A 13,848-nucleotide genomic window follows, 5' to 3' on the forward strand; every position below is an offset into this window, starting at 1 on the left:
CTTGTATCTATCCCGTACAAACGGCGACATGTCGTACAACTTCGTCGAGGGAACCGAGCGAGGATACAGACGATGGCCTATTCCATTCTGCCGGTGACTGCCGCATGAGCCTGGCATTCATCGATTTTCTCACCTATGTGCTGTTCGGCCTGAAGATCCTGGCGATCATTCTCGCCTCGTTGATGTTCCTGCTGGGCCTGGACGACCTGTTCATCGACCTGTGCTATTGGGGGCGAAAGCTGATCCGGCGTTTTCGCATCTACGACAGGTTCGAGAAGGCCGACGAGAAACGCCTGTACGAAGTCCCGGAAAAACCTTTGGCCATCATGGTCCCGGCCTGGAACGAAGTGGGCGTGGTTGGTGAAATGGCGCGCCTGGCGGCCTCCACCATCGACTACGAAAACTACCAGATCTTTGTCGGCACCTACCCGAACGACCCGCAAACCCAGGCCGATGTCGACGCGGTGTGCCTGCACTACCCCAACGTGCACAAGGTGGTATGCGCCCGCCCCGGCCCCACCAGCAAGGCCGACTGCCTGAACAACATCATCGACGCGCTGCTGCGCTTTCAGCAGGACGCCCGTATCGAGTTCGCCGGTTTTATCCTGCACGACGCCGAAGACGTGATTTCGCCCATGGAGCTGCGCCTGTTCAATTACCTGCTGCCGAAAAAGGACATGATCCAGATCCCGGTGTACCCCTACGCACCCGAATGGAAGGGCTTTACCGCCGGCCACTATGTCGACGAGTTCGCCGAAAACCACGGTAAGGACGTTATCGTTCGCGAAGCACTCACCGGCCAGGTGCCCAGTGCCGGGGTCGGCACCTGTTTCAGCCGTCGCGCTATCAGTGCGCTGCTGGAAGACGGCGACGGCATCGCCTTCGACGTGCAAAGCCTCACCGAAGACTACGACATTGGTTTTCGCCTGAAGCAAAAAGGCATGAAGTGCATTTTCGCCCGCTACTCCATCAGCGACCCGGCGCTGACCCTGAAACAGGAATGGCGCCCGGGCATGAGCCGGGAGTTTTCCCAGGTAATCTGCGTACGCGAGCACTTCCCGCGGGACTGGCAGCATGCCATTCGGCAAAAGTCGCGGTGGATCGTCGGCATCGTGTTCCAGGGCACCAGCAACCTGGGCTGGAGCCGCGAGGGCGCGCTCAACTACTTCCTCTGGCGCGACCGCCGTGGGCTGTTCGCCTACCTGCTGAGTTTTCTGGTCAACCTGTTGCTGCTGGTGTTGCTGGCCATGTGGCTGGTCACGGTGATTGCGCCGGATTCGTGGCGCTTCATGTCGATCCTTAGCGACAGCTGGCTGCTCTCGACCCTGCTGTGGCTCAACGGCCTGATGCTGTTCAACCGCCTGTTCCAGCGCGGCTGGTTCGTTACCCGTTTCTACGGCATTGGCGAAGGCCTGCTGTCGGCACCGCGCATGATGTGGAGCAACTTCGTCAACTTCTTCGCCAACCTGCGTGCCCTGCGCCAGGTCATGGAGATGGGTGACTCTCGGCGCGTGGCCTGGGACAAGACCACACACGAGTTCCCCGCCATCGCCGCCCCTGCCCGCACGCCACTGGGCCAGCGACTGGTGGCCAAAGGGTTGATCAGCGACGAGCAGTTGCAACAGGCAATCAACAGCCCTGTGCGCCGGCGCCTGGGCCGCGAACTGCTGCTGCGTGGCTGGGTAAACAGCGAACAGTTGGTGGCCACCCTGGCCGAGCAGCTAGACATACCATGGGCTCCGCTGAACCCGTTCAAGCTCGAACCGCTACTGATCGCCAAACTGCCGCGCAAACTGGCGACGCACTACGGCGTGCTGCCGGTGGCCGAGGACGGCGACACGCTGATCCTGGCCAGCGAAAGCCCGGTCAGCCAGGTGTCACTGGGGGTAATCAGCCGCCACCTCAAACGCCCGGTACGCGTGCGCCTGGCACCACAAGGCCGGGTAACCCTGGGCCTGCGCTACCACTACCCAAGCCCCTGGCAGAAGCCGGAAACCCGCGACATGCTGGCCACGCTCGCACGCCATCAGGACGACGAGGCGCTGCTGGAACGGGTCAGCCACCACCAGGTCATGCTCGGCACCTTGCTGCAGGTGCGCGGTATGGTGCCCGTCACCTTGTTCAACCAGGCACTGATCGACTTCGACCCCGAACACCAGAGCCTGGGCGAGCACCTGATCGCGCGCGGCATCATCACCGAGCAGGTGTTGCAGCAAGCACTCGACGAACAGGCCAGCGAACAGCAGGCTGCCCTTGACCTGACCCGGGAGGTGGCATGAAGCCGCGTTTTACTCTCACCTTCACCGGCCTGTTGCTGTGCTCCGCCGCACTGCCCGTCGCCGCCTCGGCACCGATGACCGATTTCCAGCGGTTCACCAGCTTTCCGTTCATGGACCGCAGTTATCGTGAGGCCAGGAAAGACAACTGGGCCGAGGTCGAGCGCCTGACCCGTCACGTGCTGGGCCGCGTGCCGAACAACGACGAAGCCCGCGCACTGCTGGTAGAAGCCCTGGCTCACCAACGCCGCTACAAGGACGCCGAAGCGCTGGCCGAACAACTGCAAGGCAGCCCCGAATACGCCGACGCGCTGCTCGAACTTCGCCTGACGTGGATCGAGCAGGACCCACCGCCAGCCAGCCAGGTCGAGCAATGGCTGGCCACCAGCGATGCCATGCACCGGGTGCGCCTGTGGCAGGCTTACAGCCTGAGCCTGGCCAAGTTCGGGGGTGCTGGCAAAGCGCTGGAATGGCTGAACCAGCTGCCACCGCGCGATGATGGTCAGGTACTGCGCCTGGCCCGCGCCAGCTTTGCCGAACAGCTGCGCAACTGGAAGGAAACCATCGAGCAACTGCAGCCGCTCGCCGACAAGGGCCAGTTACCCGCCGGAGACTGGCAACGCCTGGCCAATGCATATATCCAGCAGGTGGACGAAAAAGGGCTGAACACGCTGCTGGCCAGCGCACCCTCCCCTCAGGCAGCCAGCCAGGCACGCCTGGCCATGGCCAACCGCGCCATTGCCGTCGGCCACAACCAACAGGCCCAACGCTGGTTGCAGTCGCTGCCGCCCGATCAGTTGAATCAACCCGAGCAGCGCCAGCAACTGTGGGAGCTGGCCCGCGAAGGCGATGATGCGGCAATGGTAATGCGCTTGAGCAACGCCCTGCAGCGCCCCTGCCTGGAGACCGTGGACTGGCTGTCGCGCCATGATCCGGATCTGGCCCGCGAGCAGTTCAAAGGCTGCACGACCACGGCCGATGCACGCGCCTACGCCGTGCTCAAGCAACGCCTGTACGGCGACCCGCCACAGCCGCCGCAACCGCGTACCGCCAGCGAATGGGAAAAGCGCTACCGCCAAAGCGACGACCTGGCCGCGCTGGAGCAAGCCACCTTCCTGTTGGTGGAACAAGGCCAGGTGGCACACGCCCGGGAACTGCTGGAGCACGCCTACGACCGCCGCCAAGGCCGCCTCAGCCCGTCGTTGCTGCAACGCCTGGGCAACCTGTATACACGTACTGACGGGCCGTTGGACAGCCGCCGCATGCTTGGCCTGATACCACGAGTGGATGCCAACACCCGCGCCCAGTTACTCAGCCGCCTGGCCGAAGCCGGCCAGTGCGATGCCGTGCACCAGGCGATACCGGCCACCCCGAGCGAACCCGGCCAGTACCGCGCACTGGGCCGCTGCGCCATGCCTGACCAGCCCGGCGAAGCGGTGGTCTACTACCAGGCCGCCGAACGCTTGGGCGGCAGCGGCGATCGCCTGCCCTTGGCCTATGCCCTTGAAGCGGCGGGCGACTCCGAGGCGGCCCTGCCCATCTGGCGCAGCGTCCCGGACAGCGCCTGGACCGACAACGCCCGCCTCACCGCCGCCCGTGGTGCGCTGAATGCCGGCGATGCAGAAGCCGCTCGACGCTACTGGGACGCCGCCGCGCACCACAGTGCTGATGACTGGGCGCTGGGCGCCGCCATTGCCCAGCGCCAGGGCGATTACCCGTCCGCCTTGGGCTTCCAGCGCCAGGCATTGGCCAGCAACCCACGCGCCGACCACTACTACGCGGCCGCAAGCACCGCGCAGCTGGCCGGCGACAGCGCGCAAAGCATGGCCTGGCTGGCCGAAGCGGTGCGCCTGGCCCCCGATCAGCCACGCTACCGCGCCGATTACGGCATGCGCCTGGCCGGCGCCACAGACAAGTCCCAGCGCCGCCAGTCGATCCCGTACCTGGAGCAGGCGACCCACGACTTCCCCGAGGACTACCGCCTCGGCGAAACGCTGGCCTTACGCTACGACGAAGCCGAAGACAGCGCCTCGGCACGCCGCGAACTGCGCCGTATCCTCGATGTGGAGCAGAACCTGGTCGACGGTGACGACGAATACGGCAGCCTGGAAGCCCGCAAATACCGCCAGCGCAGGGCCCACGAAGCCCTGTCACGGCGTGACACCATCACCCTAGCCAGCACCTGGTCGCCCGCCGGCACCTCGACCAACGACAAGTTCCTCGACAACGGCCAGCGCAGCGGCAGCTCGCGCCGCGCACAATCGCAGAACGTGCAGCTGGTCATGTGGGACCACGCCCTGGGTGAAGAGCCCAGCCGCAACGGCAGCACCCTGTCGGTGTATGGCCGGGTACTGTTCGGTGGTCAGGGCCGTACCGATTACGCGCAAAGCATGGGTACCGGTGTTGGCCTGCGCTACAAGCCGCTCGGCCAGGCCAACCTCAACCTGTACGCCGAGCTGTATCACCAGCGGCAGATCGACGAAGAACACTATCGCAGCCTGAGCCTGGGGCAGTTGTTGAGCCCGGCCAAGGTCGGCGGCAACTGGGGCGACCTGCGCCACAACGCCGAGTCGAGCAACGACCTGCTGCTGCGCGCCACGGCCTCATTCCTTGACCAAGGTGACTGGCGCAACGACTGGCGGGTGGATGAAGACGACTGGAACGAGCGCTTCCTCTACCTCGACGCCGCCTGGTGGACACGTGCCGGCGACCATGCCTGGCTGTCGCGCTACCAGCAGGGGCATGCCTGGAAGCTGCCCAGCAGCTCACCGCAAACCCTGATGCCCTACGGCTTTGTCGAGTTCTCCAGCCAGGACCCGAGCAACGACTGGCGCCAGGACGCCCGTGCGGGCGTGGGTGTGCGTTGGCAGTGGTGGTTCGATGACGACCGCTACAACGCCTACCGCGGCTCGCTGAAAGTGCGTGCCGAATACCAGCAGTCGCTGGGCGGCAATCTTTACGAGCGCGCCAACGGCGTGCTGGTCGGTGCGGAGATGACCTTCTGATGCGTACGATCCTCGCCCTCTGCCTGCTTGCCCTGTGCCTGCCGGCCACAGCTGACCAGCGCCTGTTCTACCAACCCCTGAACCGCGACGCCAGTATCACCCCTGCCCAGTGGCAACAGCTGTGGCACGCCACCGTGGCGCAGGGTGGCAAGACCCTGATCGTGCAGTGGAGCGCGTATGGTGACAGCGATTTTGGCGGTGCCCAGGGCTGGCTGGCAAACAGCCTGCGTAGCGCACGTGCCCAAGGCCTGCAACTGATCGTGGGGTTGTACATGGACCCGGCCTACTACCAGCGCCTCGACGAACTAGACGGCGAAGGGATGAACAGCTACTGGAAAGCGCAGCTGGGTCGCTCGCTCAGTCAGTACCAGCAATTGCGCCAGACCTGGCAGTTGCCGGTGGACGGTTGGTACCTGCCGATGGAGCTGGACGACCAGCACTTTCGTGAGGCTGAACGGCGCGATGCGCTGTACAGCCAGTTGCAGGCCTTCAACCGCCAGCTGGACAAAACGTTGCATATCAGTGCGTTCAGCGCGGGCAAATTGTCGCCAAGAATCAACGCCGCGTGGCTGGAGCAACTGGCCGGGTTGGGCTTGACTGTCTGGTGGCAGGATGGCGCCGGGACCGGGCGTTTGCCCGCGTTGGTACGCCAAGGCTATGAACAGGCTTTGCCGTGCCGGGTGGGCGTGGTGCGCGAGGCGTTCCGCCAGGTGAGCGGACCAGGGCAGGCATTCAGGGCTGAGCCCGCCGAACCGAAGCTGGGTAGCGGGTGCCATGCCGAGGCGGTGTTTGCCTTGCGCTACCGGCCCTGGGCGCGGAACGTTCTGCCACAGAATTGAGCCACCAGGCCCGGCCTGTTCGCGGGCATGCCCGCTCCCACACAGACCGCACAGCACTCGAACGCTGTGGGGGACCTGTGGGGGTTTACCCGCGATAGGGCCGGGCCTGGCAAAGCAGTACTCCCAGGAGCCCCCGATGTTCAAAACCATCGAAGCACACGTACGCCAGCAGGTCGCCCCCGCCGCCCTGCGCGCCGAATTCCGCCAGCACGAATTCGAGTCCATGCGCCCGTTCTGCCTGCTGGTGTTCTGCATCAGTATCCTGATCTGGCTGGTCTTCGACCTGATCGTCAGCTTCCTCGGCGGCCAGGGTTTCACCTGGCTGTCCTACCTGTTCATCGCCCTGCTGGGCTGCCTGACCATCGTGCTGCACTTCACACGCCGCAGCCATCACTTCGACGTGCTCAACCTGCTGTTCATTGCCGTCATCACCTTGGGCATGCGCCTGGTGATCGAAGGCATCCCGGTAGCCCTGCGCCCGGTGTGGCTGGTGCTCGGCGTCTCCACCGTGCTGTACGCCGTGTCGGTGCAGCCGGTGCGACGCTGGTCGTTCTTCTGCGCCATGGTCATCACCTGGGTGATGCTCAACCCTTTCTACCACACGCGCATTGAACCGGGCGCCCTCGAAGGCGCCATGCTCATCAGCTACGCCATTTTCCTCAGCGGCCTGGTGAGCTACAGCTACCTGCAAATCCGCAAGGCCAAACTGCACAACTTCTACCTGTCGAAGGTGCTGCTTGAGCAGGCTTATGTCGACGCCCTGACCGAAATCCCCAACCGCCGCTCGTTCATGGCCGAAACAGAGCAGCAATTGAAACGGGCGACGCCCGGGCAGTATCTGGCGATGGTCGACATAGACAACTTCAAGAAGGTCAATGACCGTTTTGGCCACGACGTGGGTGATGAAGTGCTCAGACGCGTGGCACTGCACATCAAGGCGGCCATGGCCGGTTCCGGGTTTGCCCGATTGGGCGGTGAGGAATTTGCCATTTTTCTTGAGGGGCTGGACCAGCAAAGTGCTGAACAGCAGGTAGAGGCATTGGTACGCAGAGTGCGTGAAGATGCAGGCACACACCCGGTAACCATCAGTATCGGCCTGGCGCAGGTGAGCGCGGGCGATACATTGACCATGGCACTGATCAAGGCCGACCAGGCGCTGTATGAAGCCAAGCACACGGGCAAGGACCGGTTTGTGTTGTGGACTACCCGGCTGGCAGCCGAATCCTGAACTGCGCACCACCCAGCGCCGATTGCGCCACCGTCAAGGTGCCGCCCTGCCCCTCGATCGCTCGCCGGCTGATCGCCAACCCAAGGCCAAACCCGCCGGTGTTGCGATCCCGGCTGCGGTCCAGGCGGTAGAACGGTTGGAAAATCCGCTCGCGCTCCTCAACCGGTATGCCAATGCCGTCATCCTCCACGGTCAGCAGGCAGGCACCATCGTCCTCCAGCCGCAGCCGCAACAACAGGCTTTCATCGCAATAACGCATGGCATTGCGCACCAGGTTCTGCACCGCACGCGCCGTCAAGCGCGGGTCCAGCACGAACCGGGGCAGATTACCCTCGGCCTGCACTTCCCAACGGATACCCCGGCCGTCGAGTTCCTCGGCAAAACCACCGAGCACGCTGTCGACCAGCTCCAGCAACGACACTTCGACCCGCTCGCGGGCCTGGTCGGCATTGTACAGCCGGCTGTAGGACAGCAGTTCCAGCACCAGTTCATCCAGCTCACGCACATGCCCCACCAGTTCCAGCAGGCGTTTGCGGCTGGCCGGCGGCACCTCGTCGAACAGCAATACCAGGCCGAAATCCAGCCGGGTCAGGGGTGTGCGCAATTCGTGCGACACTGCATTCAGCAGCTCGCGCTGCTGGTTGACGTGGCGCTCCAGGTCGCTGGCCATGGTGTCGAACACGCCAGCCAACTCACCAATGTTGGAATGCGGCGAAATATGCGTACGTTCGGCCATCTGCCCCTGGCCCAGGCGCCGAGCGGTTTCCTTCAGGCGCTCCAGGTCGCGCCAGTGCGGCCATACCCACAGCAGCAGACACCCCAGCATGGCCGCACCAATCAGCACGGTCACCCCCCACGACAACACGTTGATGTCCAGCGGGTCTGGCGGTGAGTGCAGGCGCACCAGCCATTCCTTGTCCAGCGGTGCCAGCACGGTTTCGTAGTAGCCCCACTCGGCAATGCGCACCGCGTACAAACCATGCTCCAGGCGCGCCTGTTCTTCATCGCTCAGGCCGGCCTGGTCCATGCGCAGGAGTTGCAATTCCAGCGGCGCGAAATCACTGGCCAGTTCTTGCTCCACGGCTGGCCACTGCTCGCGCGGGGCCTGCCGGAACTGGCGCACGATCAACGCCTGCACGCCCTTGGCCTGGTCCAGGTTGTAGGCCATGAAGCGGTCGCGGAACAGGCCGACAATGGTGTCGGGGATGAACAGCAACGCACCGGCGTAGGCAACGATGATCACCAGGTACAGCCGCACCAGGATCTTGAGCATGGTCGATCAGCACTCCCACTCGACACGGCTGAACAGGTAACCCTTGCCCCACACGGTCTTGATCTTGCGCGCTTCGCCGGCGCTGTCGTCGAACTTGCGCCTCAGTTTGGAGATGGCCACGTCCACGGAGCGATCGGTGCCATTGAACTCGATACCCCGCAGTTGTTGCAGGATACGGTCGCGGTTCATCACCTCGCCCGCATTACGCGCCAGCACCACCAGCAGGTTGTACTCACCGCTGGACAGCTCCACTTCTTCGCCGCGCCAGCTAACCGTGCGCTCGGCCAGGTCGATGCGCAGCCCCCCGATCAGGATCAGGTCGTTGTCCAGGCGCGGCTCATTGATGCTGCTACGACGCAGCAGCGTACGCACCCGGGCCAGCAGCACGCGTGGTTCGCAGGGTTTGGTGACGTAATCATCGGCCCCCATTTCCAGGCCCAAAACCTGGTCATGGCTGTCATCACGGGCCGTCAGCATCAGAATCGGCAGGCTCTGCGACTCCTGGCGCAGCAAGCGGCACAGTTGCAGGCCGTCGATGCCCGGCAGCATCAGGTCAAGGATGACCAGGTCCGGCTTTTGTCGGCGGTACTCGTCCAGCACATGGTCGCCCCGGGCGATCACCTGGACATGAAAGTCGTTGCGTTGCAGGTAGCTGGCGATCAGTTCGGACAGGGCGCTGTCGTCTTCGACCAGGAAAATATTCGGCATAGGTGCTTGGGAATCTGGGTACAGGTGTACGCAGAATATATAACCCTACTGGCCCGGAGGATTGATCTTCACACTTTTTCACACTCACCCTACAGGTATTAACAGCCGTCAGTGCAACAGCTGCCGTAGCATATACCCGGTCATCATCGGAAGATCCGCATGCCTACTACTTTCTCCCCTCGCCTGCGCCCAGTGGCGCTTCTGGCGTTTCTGAGCTTGTCCCTGGCTGGCTGTGGCGACAGCGCCGAGCAAGACGAAAAGGCCCCTACCCCGCAGGTGCGGGTCGAAACCCTACAATTGCAGCCCTTGGCAATAATCAGCGAACTCAGCGGCCGCATCCTGGCACCGCGCACCGCCGAAGTGCGCGCACGGGTCGCGGGCGTGGTACTCAAACGCGTCTACCGCGAGGGCAGCGACGTCAAGCAAGGCGATGTGCTGTTCCTGATCGACCCGGCGCCATTCAAGGCCGACCACGACAGTGCCCGGGCCACCCTGGCCAAGGCCGAGGCCACCCTGTACCAGGCACGCCTGCAAGAGCAGCGTTACCGCGAGCTGGTCGACGACAAGGCCGTCAGCCGCCAGGAATACGACAACGCCAAGGCCAGCTTCCTGCAGGCCGACGCCGACGTGGCCGCCGCCAAGGCCGCCCTGGAGCGCACCCGCCTGAACCTCGGCTACGCCACGGTAACCGCGCCGATTTCCGGCCGTATCGGCCGTGCCCAGGTCACCGAAGGCGCCCTGGTCGGGCAAAACGAAAGCACGCCGCTGGCGACCATCCAGCAGCTGGACCCGATCCACGCCGACGTCACCCAGTCCACCCGCGAGCTCAACGCCTTGCGCCGGGCCTTGCGCGCAGGCGAGCTGCAGCAGGTGGGTGACGGCCAGGCCCGCGCCACGCTGATCCAGGACGATGGCAGTGCCTACCCGCTGCCAGGCAAGCTGCTGTTCTCCGACATCAGTGTCGACCCCAGCACCAACCAGATCACCCTGCGCAGCGAGTTCCCCAACCCGGACCTCGACCTGCTGCCCGGCAGCTATGTGCGTGTGCGCCTGGAGCAGGCCGTACAGCCCAAAGGCCTGAGCGTGCCGCAGCGGGCCATCCTGCGCGACAGTGCCGGGGTGCCCAAGGTGCTGGTGGTCGACGCTCAGGCCCGGGTCAGCGACCGCCAGGTGGTACTGGGCAGCGCCCAGGGTGATCGCTGGGTCGTCAGCGAAGGCCTGACGCCAGGCGAGCAGGTAGTGGTCGAAGGCCTGCAACACGTCAAGGCCGGTGACCAGGTGCAGGTCGACAACGCAACGGGCGCAGCGCCCATCGCACAGCACACCGGCCAGTGAGGGCCTGATTCATGCCGCAATTCTTCATCGACCGCCCGGTGTTCGCCTGGGTGGTCGCACTGTTCATCCTGTTGGCCGGCGCGCTGGCCATCCCGCAGCTGCCGGTAGCCCAGTACCCGAACGTGGCCCCGCCGCAGGTGGAAATCTACGCCGTGTACCCAGGCGCCTCCGCCGCGACCATGGACGAAAGCGTGGTCAGCCTGATCGAGCAGGAGCTCAACGGTGCCGACAACCTGCTGTACTTCGAGTCGCAAAGCAGCCTGGGCAGCGCCACCATCACCGCCACCTTCGCCCCGGGCACGAACCCGGACCTGGCCCAGGTTGACGTGCAGAACCGCCTGAAGGTGGTCGAGTCGCGCCTGCCGCGCCCGGTCACCCAGCAGGGTCTGCAGGTAGAAAAGGTGTCTACCGGTTTCCTGCTGCTGGCCACCCTCACCTCCGAAGATGGCAAACTCGACGAAACCGCGCTGTCGGACATTCTCGCGCGCAACGTGATGGACGAAATCCGCCGCCTCAAGGGCGTCGGTAAAGCCCAGCTGTACGGTTCGGAACGCGCCATGCGCATCTGGATCGACCCGCGCAAGCTGATCGGCTTCAACCTCACGCCCAACGACGTGGCCGAGGCCATCGCCGCGCAGAACGCCCAGGTCGCGCCCGGCAGCATTGGCGACCTGCCCACCCGTGACACCCAGGAAATTACCGCCAACGTGGTGGTCAAAGGCCAGCTCAGCACACCGGAGGAGTTCAACGCCATCGTCCTGCGCGCCAACCCGGACGGTTCCACGGTCACTGTCGGTGACGTCGCCCGGGTCGAGATCGGCGCCCAGGAATACCAGTACGGCACCCGCCTGAACGGCAAGCCGGCCACCGCGTTCAGCGTGCAGCTGTCGCCGGGGGCCAACGCCATGGAAACCGCCACCCTGGTGCGGGCGAAAATGCAGGACCTGGCGCGCTACTTCCCGGAAGGCGTCAGGTACGACATCCCCTACGACACCTCACCGTTCGTCAAGGTGTCGATCGAGCAGGTCATCAACACCCTGTTCGAAGCCATGCTGCTGGTGTTCGCAGTGATGTTCCTGTTCCTGCAGAACCTGCGCTATACGTTGATCCCCACACTGGTAGTGCCGGTGGCGCTTATGGGCACCTTCGCGGTCATGCTGGCCATGGGCTTCTCCGTCAACGTGCTGACCCTGTTCGGCATGGTGCTGGCCATCGGCATCCTGGTCGACGACGCCATCGTGGTGGTGGAAAACGTCGAACGCATCATGGCCGAAGAAGGCCTGCCGCCCAAAGAGGCCACGCGCAAGGCCATGGGCCAGATCAGCGGCGCGATCGTCGGCATCACCCTGGTGCTGGTGGCGGTGTTCCTGCCCATGGCTTTCATGCAAGGTTCGGTGGGGGTGATCTACCAGCAGTTCTCGGTGTCGATGGCGGTGTCGATCCTGTTCTCGGCATTCCTGGCCCTCAGCCTGACCCCGGCGCTGTGCGCCACCTTGCTCAAACCGGTCGCCAAGGGTGAGCTCCATGAGCGCAAAGGCTTCTTCGGCTGGTTCAACCGCCGCTTCGAAAGCCTGAGCAATGGCTACCAACGCTGGGTGATGCAGGCGCTCAAGCGCAGCGGCCGCTACCTGCTGGTGTACGCGGTGCTGCTGGCGGTGCTGGGCTACGGTTTCAGCCAGTTGCCCACAGCGTTCCTGCCCACCGAAGACCAGGGCTACACCATTACCGACATTCAGCTGCCACCCGGCGCCAGCCGCATGCGCACCGAACAGGTGGCCGCGCAGATCGAGGCGCATAACGCCGAGGAAGCGGGCGTAGGCAACACCACGCTGATCCTGGGTTTCAGCTTCTCGGGTAGCGGGCAGAACGCAGCACTGGCATTCACCACGCTCAAGGACTGGTCCGAGCGTGGTGCCGACGACAGCGCCCAATCGATTGCCGACCGCGCGACCATGGCCTTCACCCAGCTCAAGGACGCTGTGGCCTATGCCGTGCTGCCGCCGCCTATCGACGGCCTGGGCGAGTCCACCGGCTTCGAATTTCGCCTGCAGGACCGTGGCGGCATGGGGCACGCCGCGTTGATGGCTGCCCGCGACACGCTGCTGGCCAATGCCGGCAAAAGCAAGGTATTGACCAACGTGCGTGAAGCATCGCTGGCCGAAAGCCCGCAGGTGCAACTGGAAATCGACCGCCGCCAGGCCAATGCCCTGGGCGTTTCGTTTGCCGATATCGGCTCGGTGCTGGACGTGGCGGTGGGCTCCAGCTATGTCAACGACTTCCCCAACCAGGGCCGCATGCAGCGGGTGGTGGTGCAGGCCGAAGGCGACCAGCGTAGCCAGGTCGAAGACTTGCTGAAAATCCACGTGCGCAATAACAGCGGCAAGATGGTGCCACTGGGCGCGTTCGTCCAGGCCAAGTGGGTCAGCGGGCCGGTGCAGCTGACCCGTTACAACGGCTACCCGGCGGTGTCGATTTCCGGCGAACCGGCAGCAGGCTACAGCTCGGGCGAGGCGATGGCGGAAGTCGAGCGCCTGGTCGCCCAGTTGCCGCCTGGCGCCGGCCTGGAATGGACGGGGCTGTCGCTGCAGGAGCGCTTGTCCGGCAGCCAAGCACCGATGCTGATGGCGCTGTCGTTGCTGGTGGTATTCCTGTGCCTGGCAGCGCTGTACGAAAGCTGGTCGATTCCCACCGCCGTGCTGCTGGTGGTGCCCCTCGGCGTACTGGGTGCGGTGCTGGCCGTGACCCTGCGCGGCATGCCCAATGACGTGTTCTTCAAGGTTGGACTGATTACCCTGATCGGTCTGTCGGCGAAAAACGCCATCCTGATCATCGAGTTCGCCAAGCACCTGGTCGACCAGGGCGTGGATGCCGTCGACGCTGCGGTGCAGGCCGCCCGCCTGCGCCTGCGCCCCATCGTGATGACCTCGCTGGCATTCATCCTCGGCGTGGTACCGCTGGCCATCGCCAGCGGCGCCAGCTCGGCCAGCCAGCAGGCCATCGGTACCGGGGTGATCGGCGGCATGCTCAGCGCCACCTTGGCGGTGGTGTTTGTGCCGGTGTTCTTTGTGGTGGTGATGCGGCTGGCTGGGCGTCGTCAGGCGCGTAACGCCGACACGCAACCGGTTGGCAGCGAAAGCTGACTGGACAAGCCCCGCGTGAAATGGGAGGGTTCCCGGCAATGACT

8 protein-coding genes are annotated in these 13,848 nt (G+C 64.4%); 6 read left to right on the forward strand and 2 right to left on the reverse strand.

Annotated features, from left to right (window positions below):
- The first annotated feature begins 104 nt into the window (after positions 1 to 104).
- The 4 genes from nrfB (at position 105) to APH36_RS25015 (ending at position 7,348) form a co-directional block, all read left to right on the forward strand.
- The gene (gene nrfB, locus APH36_RS25000) at positions 105 to 2,279 is read left to right on the forward strand and encodes a cyclic di-3',5'-guanylate-activated glycosyltransferase NrfB (RefSeq protein ID WP_060500940.1); all 2,175 of its coding nucleotides are present in this window, start codon (positions 105 to 107) and stop codon (positions 2,277 to 2,279) included.
- The gene (locus tag APH36_RS25005) at positions 2,276 to 5,281 is read left to right on the forward strand and encodes a phage receptor (RefSeq protein WP_060500942.1); all 3,006 of its coding nucleotides are present in this window, start codon (positions 2,276 to 2,278) and stop codon (positions 5,279 to 5,281) included. The genes nrfB and APH36_RS25005 overlap by 4 nt, the downstream gene beginning before the upstream one ends.
- Positions 5,281 to 6,120, forward strand: a complete 840-nt coding sequence (locus APH36_RS25010) for a DUF4434 family protein (protein ID WP_060500943.1) — start codon at positions 5,281 to 5,283, stop codon at positions 6,118 to 6,120. Before APH36_RS25005 ends, APH36_RS25010 begins: the two co-directional genes overlap by 1 nt.
- Positions 6,121 to 6,256: 136 nt before the next feature.
- Positions 6,257 to 7,348 carry a diguanylate cyclase gene (locus tag APH36_RS25015; RefSeq protein WP_060500945.1) on the forward strand — a complete coding sequence of 364 codons (1,092 nt, stop codon included), beginning with the start codon at positions 6,257 to 6,259 and terminating at the stop codon, positions 7,346 to 7,348.
- On the opposite strand, the gene APH36_RS25020 is transcribed toward APH36_RS25015, so the two are convergent.
- Both APH36_RS25020 and APH36_RS25025 read right to left on the reverse strand, forming a co-directional pair.
- Positions 7,323 to 8,621: an ATP-binding protein gene (locus APH36_RS25020; protein ID WP_060500946.1), complete on the reverse strand. Its 1,299-nt coding sequence runs from the start codon at positions 8,619 to 8,621 to the stop codon at positions 7,323 to 7,325. The genes APH36_RS25015 and APH36_RS25020 overlap by 26 nt on opposite strands.
- 6 nt (positions 8,622 to 8,627) lie before the next feature.
- Complete coding sequence (locus tag APH36_RS25025; protein ID WP_060500948.1) at positions 8,628 to 9,329, reverse strand: response regulator transcription factor; 702 nt, start codon at positions 9,327 to 9,329, stop codon at positions 8,628 to 8,630.
- Positions 9,330 to 9,488: 159 nt separating this feature from the next.
- Between APH36_RS25025 and APH36_RS25030 the strand changes: the two genes are divergently transcribed.
- Together APH36_RS25030 and APH36_RS25035 are read left to right on the forward strand one after the other, a co-directional pair.
- A complete protein-coding gene (locus APH36_RS25030; protein ID WP_060500950.1) occupies positions 9,489 to 10,664 on the forward strand; it encodes an efflux RND transporter periplasmic adaptor subunit in 1,176 nt (391 codons plus the stop codon).
- 11 nt (positions 10,665 to 10,675) lie between these two features.
- Complete coding sequence (locus APH36_RS25035) at positions 10,676 to 13,804, forward strand: efflux RND transporter permease subunit (RefSeq protein ID WP_060500952.1); 3,129 nt, start codon at positions 10,676 to 10,678, stop codon at positions 13,802 to 13,804.
- Positions 13,805 to 13,848: the final 44 nt, after the last annotated feature.

Source organism: Pseudomonas sp. NBRC 111133 (genome assembly GCF_001320605.1).
Classification (GTDB): Bacteria; Pseudomonadota; Gammaproteobacteria; order Pseudomonadales; family Pseudomonadaceae; genus Aquipseudomonas; species Aquipseudomonas monteilii.